This window comes from Streptomyces sp. NPDC054765 (assembly GCF_053612065.1).
Map to the genome: position 1 here is coordinate 1 of NZ_JBSHBP010000002.1, position 18,961 is coordinate 18,961.

11 protein-coding genes are annotated in these 18,961 nt (G+C 71.1%); 6 read left to right on the top strand and 5 right to left on the bottom strand.

The annotated features are described in order from the left end of the window. The first annotated feature begins 366 nt into the window (after window positions 1-366). Complete coding sequence (locus ACWGJY_RS01600) at window positions 367-1,842, top strand: DHA2 family efflux MFS transporter permease subunit (protein ID WP_453258789.1); 1,476 nt, start codon at window positions 367-369, stop codon at window positions 1,840-1,842. A 369-nt stretch (window positions 1,843-2,211) separates the two neighbouring features. Further along, window positions 2,212-3,930 carry a methionine--tRNA ligase gene (gene metG, locus ACWGJY_RS01605; RefSeq protein WP_453258790.1) on the top strand — a complete coding sequence of 573 codons (1,719 nt, stop codon included), beginning with the start codon at window positions 2,212-2,214 and terminating at the stop codon, window positions 3,928-3,930. A 176-nt stretch (window positions 3,931-4,106) separates the two neighbouring features. Here metG and ACWGJY_RS01610 read toward each other — a convergent pair whose 3' ends face one another. Together ACWGJY_RS01610 and aspS are read right to left on the bottom strand one after the other, a co-directional pair. Then, window positions 4,107-5,831 carry a hypothetical protein gene (locus ACWGJY_RS01610; protein ID WP_453258791.1) on the bottom strand — a complete coding sequence of 575 codons (1,725 nt, stop codon included), beginning with the start codon at window positions 5,829-5,831 and terminating at the stop codon, window positions 4,107-4,109. Window positions 5,832-6,104: 273 nt separating this feature from the next. Then, window positions 6,105-7,901, bottom strand: a complete 1,797-nt coding sequence (gene aspS, locus ACWGJY_RS01615; protein ID WP_453258792.1) for an aspartate--tRNA ligase — start codon at window positions 7,899-7,901, stop codon at window positions 6,105-6,107. A gap of 278 nt (window positions 7,902-8,179) precedes the next feature. On the opposite strand from aspS, the gene ACWGJY_RS01620 reads away from it, so the two are divergent. Further along, window positions 8,180-10,330, top strand: coding sequence for an ATP-binding SpoIIE family protein phosphatase (locus ACWGJY_RS01620; RefSeq protein ID WP_453258793.1), 2,151 nt, complete (start codon window positions 8,180-8,182; stop codon window positions 10,328-10,330). Here ACWGJY_RS01620 and ACWGJY_RS01625 read toward each other — a convergent pair. From ACWGJY_RS01625 to ACWGJY_RS01635, 3 genes are all read right to left on the bottom strand, one after another. Further along, window positions 10,270-11,406: an AI-2E family transporter gene (locus ACWGJY_RS01625; protein ID WP_453258794.1), complete on the bottom strand. Its 1,137-nt coding sequence runs from the start codon at window positions 11,404-11,406 to the stop codon at window positions 10,270-10,272. The genes ACWGJY_RS01620 and ACWGJY_RS01625 overlap by 61 nt on opposite strands. 98 nt (window positions 11,407-11,504) lie before the next feature. Further along, window positions 11,505-12,461, bottom strand: a complete 957-nt coding sequence (locus tag ACWGJY_RS01630; RefSeq protein WP_453258795.1) for a pirin family protein — start codon at window positions 12,459-12,461, stop codon at window positions 11,505-11,507. A 280-nt stretch (window positions 12,462-12,741) separates the two neighbouring features. Next, window positions 12,742-13,215, bottom strand: a complete 474-nt coding sequence (locus ACWGJY_RS01635; RefSeq protein ID WP_189096659.1) for an SseB family protein — start codon at window positions 13,213-13,215, stop codon at window positions 12,742-12,744. Window positions 13,216-13,378: 163 nt separating this feature from the next. Here ACWGJY_RS01635 and ACWGJY_RS01640 point away from each other — a divergent pair, with 163 nt between their 5' ends. From ACWGJY_RS01640 to ACWGJY_RS01650, 3 genes are all read left to right on the top strand, one after another. After that, a complete protein-coding gene (locus tag ACWGJY_RS01640) occupies window positions 13,379-15,205 on the top strand; it encodes an acyl-CoA dehydrogenase (protein WP_453258796.1) in 1,827 nt (608 codons plus the stop codon). A gap of 306 nt (window positions 15,206-15,511) precedes the next feature. Further along, window positions 15,512-16,807 carry a M18 family aminopeptidase gene (locus ACWGJY_RS01645; protein ID WP_453258797.1) on the top strand — a complete coding sequence of 432 codons (1,296 nt, stop codon included), beginning with the start codon at window positions 15,512-15,514 and terminating at the stop codon, window positions 16,805-16,807. A 1-nt stretch (window position 16,808) separates the two neighbouring features. Continuing rightward, on the top strand, window positions 16,809-18,929 hold the full coding sequence (locus tag ACWGJY_RS01650) for a BTAD domain-containing putative transcriptional regulator (protein WP_453258798.1): 2,121 nt from the start codon (window positions 16,809-16,811) through the stop codon (window positions 18,927-18,929). Window positions 18,930-18,961 lie beyond the last annotated feature (32 nt).

Below are 18,961 nucleotides of genomic sequence, written 5' to 3' on the forward strand. Positions count from 1 at the left end.
GGGGGGGCGGGGGGCCGGCGGCCCCCCCCGCGGGCCCGGCGTCGTGTGCACGCACTGATGACGGCGGCCGTCCCACCCCAGGGGCCTGGGCCGGGGCCCAGGCCCAGGCCCCGGCCCCGGTCCCCGGGCCTCACCACAAGAGGCGAGCCCCCGCCCCGCTACCTACCCTGAATGGGTGAAGTGCTCCGTTTGATCCGGTTGCTCCGGCGTGGGCGGCGGGGTGGTCGGGGTGGCCGTACCAGCCGAGCAAGGCGGGTCGTGATGAGTGACGCGAGCCAAGAGGGAGGCCCCGCTCCCCCTCCCCGTGCCCGTACTCCCAGTTGGGCCGCGCAGGCGGAGCCCGATCCGCGGCGCTGGTGGGGACTCGTGGTGATTGCGATCGCGCAGTTGATGGTGGTGCTCGACGCAACCATCGTGAATATTGCGCTGCCGTCGGCCCAGCGGGATCTGGGGATATCGGATGCGAACCGGCAGTGGGTGATCACCGCGTACACGCTGGCGTTCGGCGGGCTGTTGCTGCTCGGCGGGCGGATCGCCGACCTGGTGGGGCGGAAGAAGACCTTCATGATCGGGCTGGTCGGGTTCGCGGTCGCGTCGGGGCTGGGCGGCGCGGCCACGGGGTCCGGGCTGCTGTTCGGGGCACGGGCGCTGCAGGGCGCCTTCGCGGCGCTGCTGGCACCGTCCGCACTGTCACTGCTGACCATCACATTCACCATCGGAAAGGAACGGAGCAAGGCCTTCGGGATTTACGGGGCCATTGCGGGCGGGGGCGCGGCCATCGGGTTGATCGCCGGCGGGCTGCTGACCGAATACCTGACCTGGCGCTGGTGCCTTTACGTGAATATCCCGATCGCCGTGATCGCCTTCGTCGGTGCTGCCGTATTTCTGCACGACAAGCCCGAGCGGGGGCGCGTCCGTCTCGACGTCCCCGGCGTGGTGCTGGGCTGCGGCGGTCTGGTCGCGATCGTCTACGGGTGCAGCGAGGCGGAGCCGCGGGGATGGGGAGACGGGCTGGTCATCGGGTTGCTGGTGGGAGGTGTGGCGCTGCTCGGCGCCTTCGCGTGGTGGCAGACGCGGGCCCGGCACCCCCTGCTGCCGCTGCACATCGTGCGGAACCGGAATCGCGGTGGCGCCTTCCTGACCATGGCGCTGGCGGTCATCGCGCTTTTCGGGATGTTCCTGTTCATGACCTATTACCTGCAGACCGTGCTCGGGTATTCACCGGTCAAGGCGGGGGTGGCCTTCCTGCCGATGGTGGCGGCGATCGTCGTCGGCTCGACGCAGATATCCGCGCGGTTGCTGCACCGGATCCCGCCGCGGTTCCTGATGGTCCCGGGCGCCCTGCTCGCTTCCGCGGGGCTCGTCACGCTCACCTTCCTGACGGCCGAGCCCGCGTATGTCTCGCATGTGCTTCCGGCCATGCTGCTGGTCGGCCTCGGCATGGGACTGATCTTCATGCCGGTGATGGCGACGGCCACGTCCGGGGTGGCACCGCGCGACTCCGGCGTCACATCCGCGACGGTCAACACGGCGCAGCAGGTGGGCGGTTCGATCGGTACGGCACTGCTCAACACGATCGCGACCTCGACGAGTGCGGCGTATATCGCGGCTCATCTGGCGGCCGCGGCCCAAAGGAGCGGGGGGCTCGGGCTCACCCCGGCGGTACGGGAGGGAATCGTGAAGGGCGGAGTGGTGCACGGGTTCACCGTGGCCATCGGGGTGGGGTCGGCGGTCATGCTGCTGGCCGCGCTCATCGCCGGGCTGCTGGTCACCGGCCGGACTCCCCGGCACGGCCAGGCCCCGGCGACGGACAGCGCGGAGTCGGCGGACGCGGCGGTGTGAGGCCAACTCGGGGGTGCGAGGCGGACTCGGGGGCGTGCGGCGAACGCGGCGGTGTGCGGCGAACGCGGCGGTGTGCGGCGAGGCGGACGGGAGTACACCTTCAGGGCGCCGGGCGGAGGCATCCCCTTGGGGCACTGGGCAGGGCCGGCCTCATGGGACAGGGCAGGGTCGCCCCTATGGGGCGCAGCACAGGGGCTGGACCCACGGGCCAGGGCGGGGCCCAGGCGCCGGCGGTGCGGTCCGTAGGGTGCGGGGCAGGGCCGTCGCGCCCCGAAAAGGCCGCGCGGCCGCCCCTGCCCCGTCCAGTACGATATTGACGTTCCGTAAAGCAAATCCTCACTCACCGTAGCGACTTGGGAGCAGCCGGCAATGGCTCGACACCTCATCACCAGCGCCCTTCCGTACATCAACGGGATCAAGCACCTGGGCAACATGGTGGGGTCCATGCTCCCGGCCGATGTGTATGCGCGGTACATGCGGCAGCGCGGCCACGATGTGCTCTACATCTGCGCGACGGACGAGCACGGGACCCCGGCCGAGCTGGCGGCGAAGGACGCGGGGCAGTCCGTCGACACGTTCTGTGCGGAGCAGCACGACAAGCAGAAGGCGATCTACGACGGCTTCGGCCTCGCATTCGACTACTTCGGGCGCAGCTCGTCGCGGGAGAACGTGGAGCTGACGCAGCACTTCGCGCGCAAGCTGCACGAGAACGGCTTCATCGAGGAGCGGGCGATCCGCCAGGTCTTCTCGATCGCCGACGACCGCTTCCTGCCGGACCGCTACATCGTCGGTACGTGTCCGCACTGCGGCTACGACAAGGCGCGCGGCGACCAGTGCGAGAACTGCACCCGGGTGCTCGACCCGACCGATCTGATCGATGCCCGCTCGGCGATCAGCGGGAGCGGTGAGCTGGAGGTGCGGGAGACCAAGCACCTCTTCCTGCTCCAGTCGAAGCTGCAGCACGAGGTCGAGGGCTGGCTGGAAGGCAACGGCAGCAAGGAGTGGCCGACGCTGGCCTCGTCCATCGCGCACAAGTGGCTGACCGAAGGCCTTCAGGACCGGGCGATCACCCGTGACCTGGACTGGGGCGTTCCAGTGCCGGCCGATGTGTGGCCGGAGCTGGCGGCCGAGGGCAAGGTCTTCTACGTATGGTTCGACGCCCCGATCGAGTACATCGGCGCGACGAAGGAGTGGGCGGACGCGGTCTCCGACAGCAGCCGCGACTGGAAGTCGTGGTGGTACGAGGCCGAGAACGTCCGGTACACGGAGTTCATGGCCAAGGACAACGTGCCGTTCCACTCCGTGATGTTCCCGGCGACGCAGCTGGGCACCCGCGAGCCGTGGAAGCGGGTCGACTTCCTCAAGGCCTTCAACTGGCTGAACTACTACGGCGGGAAGTTCTCCACCTCGCAGCGCCGCGGCATCTTCACGGACGCGGCGCTGGAGCTGCTGCCGGCCGACTACTGGCGCTACTTCCTGATCGCCAACGCCCCGGAGTCGGACGACACCTCCTTCACCTGGGAGCTGTTCGCGTCGTCGGTCAACAAGGACCTGGCGGACACCCTCGGCAACTTCGTCAACCGGGTGCTGTCGTTCTCCCGCAAGCGATTCGGTGACGAGGTGCCCGCGGGCGCCGAGGCCGGCGCCGCGGAGCAGAAGCTGGGCGAGGAGATCGCCGGACTGCTGGCGGAGTACGAGGGCCACATGGAGGCCCTCCAGTTCCGCAAGGCCGCGGCCGCGCTGCGTGCCCTGTGGAGCGCGGGCAACTCCTACCTGGAGGAGAAGGCCCCGTGGCTGGAGATCAAGTCCGACAAGGACGCGGCGGCGCTGACGCTGCGTACGGCGATGAACCTGATCCATCTGTACGCGGTCGTCTCCGAGCCGTTCATCCCGGCGTCGGCCAACGCGATGCGCCGGGCCTTCGCGCTGGAGGACGACACCGCGGTGTGGGTCTCCCCGAAGGAGGCGAAGGCGCTGGCCTCGGTGCCGGCCGGGACGCCCTTCACGGTGCCGCCGGTGCTCTTCGCGAAGATCACCGATGAGGACCTGGAGTCCTACCGCGAGCGCTTCGGCGGCGCGGAGCAGTAGGCCGGGCCCGCCCGCGAGCGGCCTTGCCGGCCGGAGCACCCCGGCGGTGAGGCCGTCCGAGCGCGAGTATCTCTGCCGCGCGGACACCTGCGACACCTCATGCGCCCGTCCGGCCCCCGGGGCCGGACGGGCGCACGCAGGTCCGGGCGCCGTACGGCCGCCGGGCCGCCCCTGGCTCAATGCCGGGCCGGCCGGGACACATAGGCGTTCAGCGAGGCGAAGCCCAGCACCGGCGGCAGGGCTACCCGCCGCCAGCCACGGGCGTAGGCCGGCGGCCGGTGGCCGTTGGCCAGGACGACGGCGACCGGACGGCCCGCACCCAGCCGGGCCAGACCCGCGGGGGTGATGCCGGCATCGTGACCGTCGGTCTGACGGGACGCGCAGCCCGCCCGGTACGCCACCCGTACCGCTTCCTCGCCGCTCACCACACAGGGCGGCCGGACGCCGGCGTCGTGCAGCGTCCTGGTGATCCGGTCGATACCGGCCTGGGAGTGCGCGGTGCTCCGCACCATCTTGTGCACGATCGCCAGTTGGATGACCTCATGGCTCATCAGCACGAGGACGAGGAGGGCCACCGCCCAGGCATGCCGTCGGCGCGGCAGCAGCGTCAGCCAGTACAGGAACCAGGCCGCGGGCATCATCAGCAGGGCGTAGGCGGGCAGCAGGAAGCGGGGGGCGGCGTAGTCCACCGTCAGGAGGTAGGGAGCGGCGAGGCAGAGGCCCACCAGGGCCGGAAGGACGACGGGGGCCGGTCCGTTCCGGTGCAGCGGACCACGGGGGTCACGAAGGCGCACCACGGGCCATGCGGGACCGGCGCCGTGCCGCTCACCGGCGGCCGCGGGGTCGTCCGCCGGGTCCGGTACGAGGCTGCCCGGCCGGATGGGAGCCAGCCCGAGGGGGTGGTGGGCGCCGCTGCGCGCCGCCGGACCGTACCCGTGCAAGGCGCCGCGGGGCTCGCGGGCGCGCAGCACCGCCCACACCGCCCCGGCGACCGCCAGGGGCAGCACGAACCACCAGACCGCCGTCACCGGATGTTCCCAGGTCAGATGGCAGGGGCGGCACAGCGTCTTGCCCTGGAGCGCCCGTGCGTGGTCGTCGAAGGACAGATGCCAGCCGAGGCCGCCCTGGATCTGCCCGGCCCTCCGCAGCCGTGCCAGGAGCCCGCCGTAGGACAGATACGCCTCCACGACCCACTCGGCGCACCCCAGGGCCAGACCGGCGGGCAGCGCCAGCAGCACCGCGGGACGCCGCCATGCCGGTACGCACAGCGCCGCGGCGAAGAGCGGTACGGCCAGCCAGACGGCGTCGGTGGGGCGCATCAGCGCGGCCACGGCCACCGCGGCGGCGAGTCCGGCCGCCGCGCGCCGGTCGGCGCGCGGCGCCAGCTGACGGGACGGCTGCCGTACGGCCCGCAGGAAGCAGCCGGTGGCGGCGAGCGCGGCGTAGCCGACCCACAGATTCGGCATCGCCTGCGGACCGTAGAAGAGCGTGACCCACAGACCGGCGAACAGCGCGCCGCCCAGGGCCGGTACGGGTGCGGGCAGCAGGGGCCGCCAGATGCACAGGGTGAGCAGGAGCGCGGCGCCGGAGAGCACGGCCAGATAGCAGTGCAGCACGGTGGCCGACGCCGTCAGGGCGGCCACCGGTGCCAGGAGGAGGGTGACGCCGCGGGCGCGCGGGGCGCTGAAGAACGCGGTCGGCGCATGGGGGTCGACCTGGCTGACGTAGACCGTCTCGTCCCATCCCAGTCCGGGGGTGGCGAGGGCGGAGGCGGCCAGGCAGGCGGTGAAGACGGCGGCCACGGCGGTGAGCCACCACAGATCGCCGGCCGGCACGGGACGCGTCGCACGGGCCGGCGGCCCCAGGGCGGACCTGGCGGAGAGGAGACTGGCTTGCTGCATGGGCACCACAGTGCGTGCCGTACCGGGGCACGGCCACACAGGTGGGGCGGTCGGGGCACTCGGGGCGTGTCGGAGCGTGTCGGGACGCCTCGCCGGCGAGCAGACCGCGGCCGTCCGTCCGACGGCTCAGGGAGCCGCAAAAGGGCCGGGGCGGCGGTTAAAGTGAAACCCCCCCCCCGCCCCGGGTGGGGCGTTCCGCCACCGGGCGGGGGCGGCGTTTCACGTCAAACGCCGCCCCGGCCCCTGGTGAGGCTTGCCGCCCCTGGGCGAGGGCTACTTCGCCTGCGGCTTGCGGAGGGAGAGGTGCAGTTCCTTGAGGCGCGCCTCGTCGACCTCGCTCGGGGCACCCATCAGCAGGTCCTGGGCGTTGCCGTTGAGCGGGAAGGCGATGGTCTCGCGGATGTTGGGCTCGTCGGCCAGCAGCATGACGATGCGGTCGACACCGGGGGCGATGCCGCCGTGCGGCGGGGCGCCGAACTTGAAGGCGCGGAGCATGCCGCCGAACTCCGCCTCGACGGTCTCCTTGTCGTAGCCGGCGAGCGCGAAGGCCTTGTACATGACCTCGGGCTCGTGGTTACGGATGGCGCCGGAGGACAGCTCGGTGCCGTTGCAGACGATGTCGTACTGCCAGGCCAGGATGTCCAGCGGGTCCTTGGTCTCCAGCGCCTCCAGGCCGCCCTGCGGCATGGAGAAGGGGTTGTGCGAGAACTCGATCTTGCCGGTGTCCTCGTCCTTCTCGAACATCGGGAAGTCGACGATCCAGCAGAAGCGGAACTCGTCCTCGACGAAGCGGCCGGCGCGCTTGGCGGCCTCGACCCGGACCGCGCCCATGATCTTGGAGACCTCGTCGAACTCGCCGGCGCCGAAGAAGACGGCGTGGCCCGGCTTGAGGTCCAGGGCGGCGACCAGCGCCTTGATGTCGTCCTCGGTGAGGAACTTGGCGATCGGGCCGGTCAGCGCGATGGGGGCGCCTCCCTGGCCCTCAATGCCTTGGGGGGCCTCGGCGGCCCGCACCCAGGCGAGACCCTTGGCGCCCTGCTGGACCGCGAAGTCACCCAGCTGGTCGAAGAACTTGCGCGGCTGGTCGGCGGTGTCCGGCACGGCCAGGGCGCGCACATGCTTGTCCGCGAAGGCCTTGAAGCCGGAACCCGCGAAGACGTCGGAGACATCCACCAGTTCCAGTTCGGCGCGCAGGTCGGGCTTGTCGGAGCCGTACTTGAGCATCGCCTCGCGGAACGGGATGCGCGGGAAGGGGGAGGTGACCCTGCGGCCGTTGCCGAACTCGGTGAACAGCTCGGTCATCAGCTTCTCGACGGGCCGGAAGACGTCTTCCTGCTCGACGAAGCTCATCTCGATGTCGAGCTGGTAGAACTCGCCCGGCGAGCGGTCCGCACGGGCGTCCTCGTCGCGGAAGCAGGGCGCGATCTGGAAGTAGCGGTCGAAGCCCGCGATCATCAGCAGCTGCTTGAACTGCTGCGGGGCCTGCGGCAGCGCGTAGAACTTGCCGGCGTGCAGACGCGAGGGGACCAGGAAGTCGCGGGCGCCCTCGGGAGACGTCGCGGACAGGATCGGGGTCGCCATCTCGTTGAAGCCGAGTGCCACCATCTTGTGGCGGATGGCGGAGATGACGGCGGTGCGCAGCATGATGTTGCGGTGCATCCGCTCGCGGCGCAGGTCGAGGAAGCGGTACTCGAGGCGCTTCTCCTCGTTGACGCCGTCGTCCGCGTTGATCGTGAACGGGATCTGGTCGGCGGCGCCGAGCACCTCGACGTCGGAGACCTCGATCTCGATCTCGCCGGTCGGCAGGTCCGGGTTGACGTTGTCGGCGCCCCGCGCGCTGACCCTGCCGTCGATACGGACGACGGTCTCCTTGGTCAGGGAGCCGAGGACCTCGTTGGCGGGGGTGCCGGGGCGTGCGACGAGCTGGACGAGACCGTAGTGGTCGCGCAGATCGATGAAGAGGATGCCGCCCAGGTCACGACGATTGTGCAGCCAGCCGCTGAGGCGGACGTCCGTGTCGACGTCCGCGGCTCGGAGCTCGCCGCAGTTATGGGACCGGTACCGGTGCATCGCTCATCCAAGTCGTCGCGAGTGTCGAGGTGAGGAGTTGTCGGGAGAGGGAGCGGAAAAGGAGTACGGGCTCGGACGCCCGGTCGCTCTCCCCGTGGACCACCCGAAAGGCCACCCCAGGATTGACATAACCGCTCCAGGTTACCGTCCCGGCCCGTGCCTCTTCGTTGGCATAGACGCATCAAGGTCACCGGAGGCCGGGCGGGACATCCCGACTGGGACGAGGGTCACGTCCGGCGCGCTGGTCGGGCTTCTCCAAAGGCACATAAAGTGAGGCAATGCGTACCGAGGATCTCCTGGCCGCCATCGCGACCGGCCTGTGGCGCTGGGACAACGCATCGGGACGGGTGACCCTCGACGCCGAAGCGGCCCGGCTGCTCGGGCTGCCCACCGGCCCGGTGGAGCTGACCGAGGCCGCGGTGCGCTCCCGTTTTCATCCCGTCGACTTCGCCGAGATCAACGGGATCGTGCAGCTCGCGGTCGCCGAGAAGACGCTCGCCGAGGCCCGGCTGCGCATCGTGGACGAGCGCGGGCGGGTGCAGCGCATCGTCCGTTCCCGCTCCCGCCCCCGGATCGTCGACGGCGGCTTCGAGCTGGTCGGCACCCTCCAGGAGGTGCCCGAACCACAGCCCGGGACATCCGCCGCACACACCCCGATCACCGGCGACTGGCGCCGTTCGCGCGAGGCGTTCCTGCTCGACGCGGGACGGGGCCTGGCCGAGGCGCGGTCCACCGCCGAAGTGCTGCGGGTCGCGGCCGGGCTGTCGATGCCCGGGTTCATGCCGGACGGCCTGGCGGTCTTCGGCATCGAGGGTGACCGGCTGTCGGTGATCGGCCACCACGGCCACCACGCCGACGACGAGCGGCCATTCGCCGCCATGACGCTGGACACCGACTATCCGGCCACCGAGGTCGTCCGCACCGGCCGGGCCATCTATCTGCCCACTCCCGAGGAGTACCGCCGCCGCTACCCGGCCACCCGGCCGCCGGGCGCCCCCTTCCGCCGTACGTCCTGGGCGTTCCTGCCGCTGGTGAACGCGGGCCGGACGATCGGCGCCTGGATGGCGGCGTTCGCCCAGCCGGTGGCGTTCACCCCCGACGAACGCTCGGTGCTGACCACCGTCGCCCGGATGCTGGCGCAGGCGCTGGCCAGGGCCGGTGTGCAGGAGGAACAGCAGGAGCTGGCGCTGGCGTTGCAGCGCAGCATGATGCCGACGGTGCAACCGGACATCCCGGGGATGACGGTCGCCGCCCGCTACGTCCCGACCGGCGGCGGGCTGGAGGTCGGCGGCGACTGGTACGACATGATCCCGCTGCCGTCCGGCCGGATCGCGCTGGTCATCGGGGATGTCCAGGGGCATGACGTACGGGCCGCCGGCCTGATGGGGCAACTGCGGATCGCCCTGCGGGCCTACGCCTCCGAGGGCCACCACCCCGATGCGGTGCTCTCGCGCGCCTCCCGGTTCCTGGCCGGGATCAATGAGACCGAGCTCCGTGGACACGGCGAGGACCAGCGCTTTGCGACCTGCCTCTACATCGAGGTGGATCCGGCGACGGGGCTGCTGGACATCGCACGGGCCGGCCACCCCGACCCGGCGATCCGGATGAGCGACGGCACGATGCTGGTGCGGCCCACCGCGGGCGGGCTGCCACTGGGCATCGTCCCGGACGCCGACTACCCCACCACCCGGCTCGTGCTGGAGCCCGGCGAAACCATGATGGTGTGCACCGACGGGCTGATCGAGACCGGCGGCCACGATCTGGAGACCGGCTGGGCGCGACTGCGCGACATCCTCGAGGCGCATGAGCCCGGCGAGGACGGCGAGAGCCTGGAGCGGCTCGCCGACGCCCTGGTCCAGGCCGTGCACGGGCCGCCCTCGCACCACACCACCGGACCGCTGGTGGACCGCCGTGAGGACGACATCGCCGTACTGCTGCTGCGCCGCGAGGGCGCCGGCTGCGGGGTAGGGACCGGCGGGCCGGCACCGCAGCCCGTACGGCGTACCGTGCTCTCCGTCGCGCAGGCCGAGCCGGAGCGGATAGCCGAGGCGCGCCGGCAGGTCCGCGATGTGCTGCACGACTGGGCCGACCCGGACCAGGTGGACTCGGCGGTGCTGATGGTCTCCGAGATGGTCACCAATGTCCTGCTGCACACCGACGGGGACGCGCTGCTGGTCGCCGAGATCACCGGCGCGCGGGGGACCCGGCGCATCCGCGTCGATGTCGCCGACAGCAGCGATGAGCTGCCGCACCGCCGCTGCCCCGGCGAACTCGCGTCGTCGGGGCGCGGTCTGCTGTTGCTGGAGCTGCTCGCCGGGGCATGGGGCGTGGATCCGCGCGGGGACGGCAAGTCCACGTGGTTCGAGCTCTACGAGGACGCGGGGGACGCGGCGGGTCCGGTGTCATCGGCGTCCGGGCCCGCGGCGTAGTGCATCCGCAGCTCGTGGAGTACACCGGAGACGGCGGCGGTCAGCGGAACGGACAGCAGCATGCCGAGGATTCCGGCGACGGCGGCGCCCGCGGTGATCGCCAGCATCACCGTCGCGGGATGCATCTGGACCGTACGGCTCTGGATCATCGGCTGTAGGACATGCCCCTCCAGCACCTGCACGGCCAGGACGACACCGAGCGCCCAGAGCGCGATCACAAAGCCGCGGTCGGCCAGCGCCACCAGGATCGCCACGGCGCCGGAGATAAAGGCACCGAGGTAGGGGATGTAGGCGCCGACGAAGACCAGCGCACCCAGCCCGACGGCGCCCGGCACCCGGAGGATCAGCAGCCCGATGGTGATGCAGGTGGCGTCGATCAGCGCGATGACGGTGGTGCCGCGCATAAAGCCCTCAATGGCCTGGAAGCCGCGACGTGCCATCCGCTCCAGCTGGGGCGCGGAGCTGCCCGGCGCCCAGTCGTTCAGCGCGCGTACGGCCTTGTCGGAGTCGCGCAGGAAGAAGAAGGTCAGCAGCAGGGCCAGCACCGAGGCGGCGAGGAACTGGCCGACGACGCTGACACCGGCCAGCAGCCCGGAGGCCGCGGTGCCCCCGAATTTGGAGACCAGCCCCTTCGACCGGGACGCCAGATCGTCGAGCGAGGTACCGGCCGCGCCGAAGTGCTGGGAGAGGTCCTTGGCGGCGTCCTTGAGCGAGGAGATGATCTGGTCACCGGTGTCGACCAGTGCGCTGACGACGATGTATCCGGCGCCGCCGACCACCACGACGAGGACGGCACAGGTCAGCCCGGCCGCCAGCGACCGGTTGAGCCTCATTGCCACCAGCCGCCGGTAGAGCGGCCCGAGCAGCCCGCTGCCGAGCAGTGCCAGCAGTACGGGCGTGACCGCCGCGCTCAGTTCGACGCACAGCCACACCCCGAGGGCCACCACGGTCGCGATCAGCAGCACCACCACACACCAGGCCGCGGCGCGGCGGGCCTCGACCGGCAGCAACGGCGGTGAGGGCCGCGGTCGTTCGCGCCCGGCGCCGCGCCCGTTTTCCTCCGATTCGTTTTGCACCCGGACAGTCCACCATGGCCACCGGCCCGGTCATGTGCCCCGAAACGGGTCAGGGGCGGTGTTTCACGTGAAACACCGCCCCTGCCGCCGATGGGGCGTCAGTGTTCGTCGGCGGGGATCGTCCCGAGCCGGCCGGCCTGGAAGTCCTCGAAGGCCTGGGCCAGTTCGGCGTGGGTGTTCATCACGAACGGGCCGTAATGCATCATCGGCTCGCGGATCGGCAGCCCGCCCAGCAGCACCACCTCGAAGTTCGGGCTGCGCGACTCCTGGGACTCGTCCGCCCGGATCGTGAGCGAGTCTCCCCCGCTGCCGAACACGACCGCCTGCCCCATACGGAACGGACGCCCCTCCGCACCGGCCGAGCCGCGTCCGGCCAGGGCGTAGGCGAGGGCGTTGAAGTCCTTGCGCCAGGGCAGGGTCAGCTCGGCGCCCGGGTTCACCGTCACATGCACCATCGTGATCGGCGTATGCGTGATGCCCGGACCGCTGTGGCCGCCGATGTCACCGGCGATCAGCCGCAGCAGCGCGCCGCCGTCACCGGAGGTCAGCAGCTTGACCTGGCCGCCGCCGATGTCCTGGTAGCGAGGGGCCATCATCTTGTCGCTCTTCGGCAGGTTCACCCACAGCTGGAGGCCGTGGAACAGACCGCCGGACAGGACGAGCGACTCCGGCGGCGCCTCGATGTGCAGCAGCCCCGAGCCGGCCGTCATCCACTGCGTGTCACCGTCGTTGATGACGCCGCCGCCACCGTGCGAGTCGCGGTGCACGAAGGTGCCGTCGATCAGATACGTCACCGTCTCGAACCCGCGGTGCGGATGCCAGGGCGTGCCCTTGGGCTCTCCGGGCGCGTACTCCACCTCACCCATCTGGTCCATCATGATGAACGGGTCGAGGTGCTTGTAGTCGATGCCGGCGAACGCCCGGCGGACCGGGAAGCCCTCGCCCTCGAAACCGCTCGGAGCGGTGGCAACGGCCAGCACGGGACGGGCGTGCGCCGCGGCGGGCGCCGCCACACGCGGCAGGGTCAGCGGGTTCTCTACGGTCACAGCGGGCATGACGGCCTCCTCGGTCGTTCGTCCAACTTAGTTGAATGGTGAACAACCCGCAAGGCCTGCGGTATTCCCGCCCGCATTACCGCAGGCCGGGGAGGCCGATCGAACCGGCCTCGCCCGCGGGCCGGGACATGAGCCGGACCGACCTCACCCCCGGGCCGGGACATGAGCCGAACCGGCCCCGCCCCCGGGCCGGGACATGAGTCGGGCCGGCCCCGCCCCCGGGACCGGCCCTCGGATCAGCCGCCGCAGCGGCCATCAGCCCGCTGCGCCACGACGGCGGTCAGCCATACATGCGCCGCATCGCGAAGTCGACCATCTGCTCCACGGCCTTCGCGTCGAAGACCATCCGGTGATCACCCTCCATATCGAGGACGAACCCGTAGCCGGTCGGCAGCAGGTCGAGCACCTCGGCGCCGGTGATCACGAAGTACTTGGACTCCTTGCCCGCATACCGCCGCAGCTCCTTGAGGGAGGTGAACATCGGGATCACCGGCTGCTGGGTGTTGTGCAGCGCCAGGAAGCCCGGATTGTCACCACGCGGGCAGTAGATCTTGGACGTGGAAAAGATGCCCTGGAAGTCCTCGGCCGACATCGAGCCGGTGGTGAAGGCACGCACCGCATCGGCGAGGGAGGGCGGGGACGGCTCGGGATACAGCGGCTGTTCGCCGTAGCCCCCGGGGGCCGGTTGCTGCGGCGGGGGCGGCGCTCCGTACTGCTGCTGCCCGGCACCCGCGTTCTGGTCGTAGCCGTACATGCGCCACAGCGTACTGAGTCGGCGATTCGCCGGGGGACGCTCGTCACAGATGGGCGGTAGGGGTTGATTCTTATTACCGGTGGGTAGCATCATCGTAGGCACTTGCTACTTGCTGGTATTGCGTTTGAGGTCCTCCCTCCCGAACCCTTACGGAGCCGTATCCATGGGGCACTACAAGTCGAATCTCCGCGACATCGAGTTCAACCTCTTCGAGGTGCTCGGCCGTGACAGCGTGTACGGCACCGGACCGTTCGCGGAGATGGATGTCGACACCGCCAAGAGCGTGCTGTCCGAGATCGCCCGGCTGTCCGAGAACGAACTGGCCGAGTCGTTCGCCGACGCGGACCGCAACCCGCCGGTCTTCGACCCGGACACCAACACCGCGCCGGTCCCGGACACCTTCAAGAAGAGCTACCAGGCCTTCATGGACGCCGAGTGGTGGCGTCTGGGCATCCCGGAGGAGCTCGGCGGCACCACCGCGCCGCGCTCCCTCCTGTGGGGCTTCGCCGAGACGATCCTGGGCGCCAACCCGGCCGTGTGGATGTACGCCTCCGGCCCCGCCTTCGCCGGCGTCCTCCATGAGGAGGGCACCGAGGAGCAGCACCGCATAGCCCAGCTGATGGTGGACAAGCAGTGGGGCTCCACGATGGTGCTCACCGAGCCGGACGCCGGTTCGGACGTCGGTGCCGGCCGCACCAAGGCCGTGCAGCAGGCGGACGGCTCCTGGCACATCGAGGGCGTCAAGCGCTTCATCACCTCCGGTGAGCACGACATGTCCGAGAACATCGTGCACTTCGTCCTCGCCCGCCCCGAAGGTGCCGGTCCGGGCACCAAGGGCCTGTCGCTCTTCATCGTGCCGAAGTACGACTTCGACTGGGAGACCGGCGAGCTGGGCGAGCGCAACGGCGCCTACGCCACGAACGTCGAGCACAAGATGGGCCTGAAGGCCTCCAACACCTGCGAGATGACCTTCGGCGCCAACCACCCGGCCAAGGGCTGGCTGCTGGGCGAGAAGCACGACGGCATCCGCCAGATGTTCAAGATCATCGAGTTCGCCCGGATGATGGTCGGCACGAAGGCCATCGCCACCCTCTCCACCGGCTACCTCAACGCGCTGGAGTACGCCAAGGAGCGCGTACAGGGCCCTGACCTGGCGGCCTTCACCGACAAGACCGCCCCGCGCGTCAGCATCACCCACCACCCCGACGTGCGCCGCTCGCTGATGACGCAGAAGGCGTACGTCGAGGGCCTGCGCGCCCTGGTGCTCTACACCGCGACGGTCCAGGACGAGATCCTGGTCAAGGAGGCCGCGGGCGAGGACGCGAGCGCCGCGGTCCGCCTCAACGACCTGCTGCTGCCGATCGTCAAGGGCTACGGCTCGGAGAAGTCCTACGAGCAGCTGGCGCAGTCGCTGCAGACCTTCGGTGGCTCCGGCTACCTCCAGGAGTACCCGATCGAGCAGTACATCCGGGACTCCAAGATCGACACCCTCTACGAGGGCACCACCGCGATCCAGGGCCAGGACTTCTTCTTCCGGAAGATCGTCCGTGACCAGGGCCAGGCGCTCACCGCCCTCTCCGACGAGATCAAGAAGTTCCTCGCCGACAACACCGGCGGCGAGGAGCTGGAGCAGGCCCGCGGCGAGCTGGCCAAGGCCGCCGCCGATCTGGAGGCGATCGTCGGCGCCATGCTGACCGACCTCGCGGCGACCGAGAAGGACGTCAGGTCCATCTACAAGGTCGGCCTGAACACCACCCGCGTGCTGATGGCCTCCGGCGATGTCATCATCGGCTACCTCCTGCTCAAGGGTGCCGCCGTGGCCGCCGGGAAGCTGGCGGGCGCCTCGGCGAAGGACAAGCCCTTCTACACCGGCAAGATCGCCGCCGCGAAGTTCTTCGCGCACCACGTCCTGCCGGGTGTCGGCGTCCAGCGCGGTCTGGCCGAGTCCGTCGACCAGTCGCTGATGGAGCTCGACGAGGCCGCGTTCTGAAGCGGGTCCGCGGCCCTGCTGCGGGGCGTCTCCCAAAGGTCTCCCGGACGGGCCGTGCAGACTGACGGTGCCCGCCTCTCTTCCCCCGGAGAGGCGGGCTTCGTCCTTCCCGGCATACGGGAGGGCCGGTCGCCGGGGCTGCGCCAAATGCGCGCGGCCCGCACGCCGGGAGCATCGCCCGGCACCCCGCAATCCCCCGCTCCACGGGGCCGTTCGGTCCCGCACACGGAAATCCTGGCCGGAAGGGAACGGAGTCACGACGCCTGCGCACGAGGAATGCGGGCTCCGGCTCCTTATGCTGAATCCATGACCAACTCCGCCCGCTTCGATCGCGGCCACACCGACGACCTGATGTCCTTCCTCGCCGCCAGCCCGTCGCCCTTCCACGCAGTGGCGAATGCGGCGGAGCGGCTGGAGAAGGCCGGGTTCCGGCAGGTCGCCGAGGTCGATGAATGGGACAGCGGGACCGGCGGGAAGTATGTGCTGCGCGGCGGCGCGATCATCGCCTGGTACGTGCCCGAGAGCGCGAACGCCTCGACTCCATACCGAATTGTCGGCGCTCACACCGACTCTCCCAATTTGCGCGTCAAGCCGATTCCTGACACCGGTTCCCGGGGCTGGCGGCAGATCGCCGTCGAGATCTACGGCGGCACACTGCTCAACACCTGGCTCGACCGGGATCTGGGGCTGAGCGGGCGGGTGACGCTCGGGGACGGCAGCCACCGGCTCGTCCATGTCGACCGGGCCTTGCTGCGAGTGCCGCAACTTGCCGTGCATCTCGACCGCTCGGTGAACGCCGACGGCCTGAAGCTGGACAAGCAGCGCCATATGACGCCGATCTGGGGCCTGGGCGAGGTGGCCGAAGGCGGTATGATCAGCTTCGTCGCCGAGGAGACCGGTATCCCGGCCGACGACATCAAGGGCTGGGACCTGATGATGCACAGTATCGAGGCGCCCGCCTATATGGGCCGCGACCGCGAGCTGGTGGCCGGCCCGCGGATGGACAACCTGCTGTCCGTCCACGCCGGTACGGCCGCGCTCATCGCCGCCGCGGCCACCGGGAGCGAGCTGACCAGCATTCCGGTGCTGGCCGCCTTCGACCACGAGGAGAACGGCAGTCAGTCCGACACCGGCGCCGACGGGCCGCTGCTCGGCACGGTGCTGGAGCGCTCGGTCTTCGCCCGCGGCGGCTCGTACGAGGACCGGGCACGGGCCTTCGCCGGCACCGTCTGTCTCTCGTCCGACACGGGCCACGCCGTCCACCCCAACTACAGCGAACGGCACGAGCCGGGGCACCACCCGATGCCCAACGGCGGACCGATCCTCAAGGTCAACGTCAATCAGCGCTATGCGACGGACGGCAGCGGACGGGCCGTCTTCGCGGCGGCCTGTGAGCGTGCCGGGGTGCCGTGGCAGAGCTTTGTGTCCAACAATTCGATGCCGTGCGGTACCACCATCGGGCCGATCACCGCGGCCCGCCACGGCATCGCCACGGTCGACATCGGCGTGGCCATCCTGTCCATGCACTCGGCGCGTGAGCTGTGCGGCGCCGAGGACCCGTATCTGCTGGCGAACGCCCTGTCGGCCTTTCTGGAGGGCTGAGTTGGAATTCTCACTGCTCGGTCCGATCGCCGTGACGACCGGCTCCGCGGAGCTGTCGCTCGGGCCCGCCAAACGGCGCAGTGTGCTGGCGCTGCTCTTGCTGCAGCCCAACACCACCGTCCCACTGGAGCAGTTGATCGACTCTCTGTGGGAGGACGAGCCGCCCGAACACTCCCGTACGGTCGTCCAGGGGCATGTCTCGCGGCTGCGCGCCACGCTCGCCGAGGGCGGTGCGGAGGCGTACGGCATCGAACTGGCCACCCATGGCTCCGCGTATCTGCTGCGGCTGCCGGAGGAGCTGATCGACGCTCACCGCTTCGGTGAGCTGGTGGGGCTGGCGCGCCCCGAGGCGGCGCCGGCCGATGCCGTACCGCTGCTGCGCGAGGCACTGGGGCTGTGGCGCGGGCCCGCGCTGACCGGCACGGTCACCAGCCCGCCGTTCGCGGCCGCCGCGCATGCGCTGGAGGAGCGCCGGCTGACGGCCGTGGAGGCGCTGGGGCGGGCGCACGGCGCGCTCGGCGAGCACGAACAGGCCGCGGCCATCCTGTACTCCGCGGCCGTCAACCACCCCTTGCGGGAAGGCCTGATCGCCGGGCTGATGCGGGCGCTGTTCCACACGGGGCGGCAGTCCGATGCGCTGGAGTGGTTCCATCGCACCCGCCGGCTGCTCAACGAGGAGCTGGGGGTCGATCCGGGCGAGCGGCTGCGCGGCGCGTACGAAGAGATCCTGCGGGCGGAGGCGGCCGGCGGGGGACGGACGGGTGCGGGTGCGCCCGCGGGCGGGGCGCGCGGCACGGGCGGCGCTTCCGGTGGCGCACCGTCGGGAGCGGCTCGTCCCGGGGCGGCCGCCGGAGACGGTCGTCCCGGGGCTTCCGGAGCCGGACGCTCCGCAACCGGCAGCGGGCAGCGCCCCGTTGACGGTGCAGGGCGGGCGTCCGCACCGGGGAGCGCCGGCCGGGACGAGGCCCGCGGTGGCGCCGGTGCGCCAGGTGCGGGCGGGACGAGCGAAGGGACGGCGGCCGGCGGCCGCGACGGGTCCGGCTCCGGACGGGCCGGTCTGCCACCACGGCTGCTGCCCCGTCCGCCGGCCCGCTTCCTGGGCCGGGAAGACCAGCTCTCCGCACTGACGACGGTGTTGACGGACCGTACGACCGGCGAGAGCCCGCTCGCGGTGGTGGCGGGACCGGCCGGTGTCGGCAAGACGGCCTGCGCCGTGCAGTGGGCGCATCTGCACGCCGGGGCGTTCCCCGACGGACAGCTCTTCGCCGATCTGCGCGGTTTCGGCGAGGGCGACGAGGCACCGCCGGCCGAGATTCTGCGCGACTTCCTGCTGGCGCTCGGCACTCCCCCGGAGCGGGTGCCCGGCTCGGCGCAGGCCGCGTCGGCGCTCTTCCGGTCGCTGGTGGCCGAGCGCCGGCTGCTGGTGGTCCTCGACAATGCGCGCAGTTCGGCGCAGGTACGGCCACTGCTGCCCGGTGGCCCGCACTGCGCCACGGTCGTCACCAGCCGCAGCCGTCTCGACGGGCTGGTCGCCACCGACTGGGCCCGGCCGGTCGGGATCCAGGCGCTCGGCCACGAAGAGGGCACGGCGCTGCTCGGCGCGATGCTCGGCCCGGACCGGGTCGCCGAGGACCCGGCCGCCGCACGGGAACTGGTCGACCTGTGCGACGGTCTGCCGCTGGCGCTGCGGGCCGCGGCCGCCCAGCTGACCGCCCGGCCGCGCTGGCGGCTGGCCCGGCTGGCGGCGGCGCTGCGCGACGAACGGCGGCGGCTGGCGCTGCTGTCGGCGGAGGACACCGGCATCGCGGCGGCGCTGCGGATGTCCGTCGCCCGGCTGTCGGCGGACGATGCACGGCTGCTCAGCGCGCTGGCGACCAGCGCGGACGGGCACCTCAACGCATCGCTGGCGGCGGCGCTCGCCGGGTACGACCCGGAGCGCACCCAGGACGGTCTGGACCGGCTCACGGAGATGCATCTGGTGGACGAAGAGGCCACCGACGTCTACACGATCAGCGCGCTGACGCAGTTGTTCGCGCGGGACGAGCGCGGTGAAGGCGCAGGGAGCGGCGAGGAGGGCACCGGGGCAACGGACGGGAGCCAGGGGAGTGGTGGCCGCGACTGATGCATGGCCGGGCGCCCCGTGTGCGGGGCGTT

Coding starts and splice junctions, on each gene's coding strand:
- metG (WP_453258790.1), top strand. CDS start 2,212: ATGGCTCGACACCTCATCACCAGCGCCCTTCCGTACATCAACGGGATC.
- ACWGJY_RS01610 (WP_453258791.1), bottom strand. CDS start 5,831: ATGCAGCAAGCCAGTCTCCTCTCCGCCAGGTCCGCCCTGGGGCCGCCG.
- aspS (WP_453258792.1), bottom strand. CDS start 7,901: ATGCACCGGTACCGGTCCCATAACTGCGGCGAGCTCCGAGCCGCGGAC.
- ACWGJY_RS01620 (WP_453258793.1), top strand. CDS start 8,180: ATGCGTACCGAGGATCTCCTGGCCGCCATCGCGACCGGCCTGTGGCGC.
- ACWGJY_RS01630 (WP_453258795.1), bottom strand. CDS start 12,461: ATGCCCGCTGTGACCGTAGAGAACCCGCTGACCCTGCCGCGTGTGGCG.
- ACWGJY_RS01635 (WP_189096659.1), bottom strand. CDS start 13,215: ATGTACGGCTACGACCAGAACGCGGGTGCCGGGCAGCAGCAGTACGGA.
- ACWGJY_RS01640 (WP_453258796.1), top strand. CDS start 13,379: ATGGGGCACTACAAGTCGAATCTCCGCGACATCGAGTTCAACCTCTTC.
- ACWGJY_RS01645 (WP_453258797.1), top strand. CDS start 15,512: ATGACCAACTCCGCCCGCTTCGATCGCGGCCACACCGACGACCTGATG.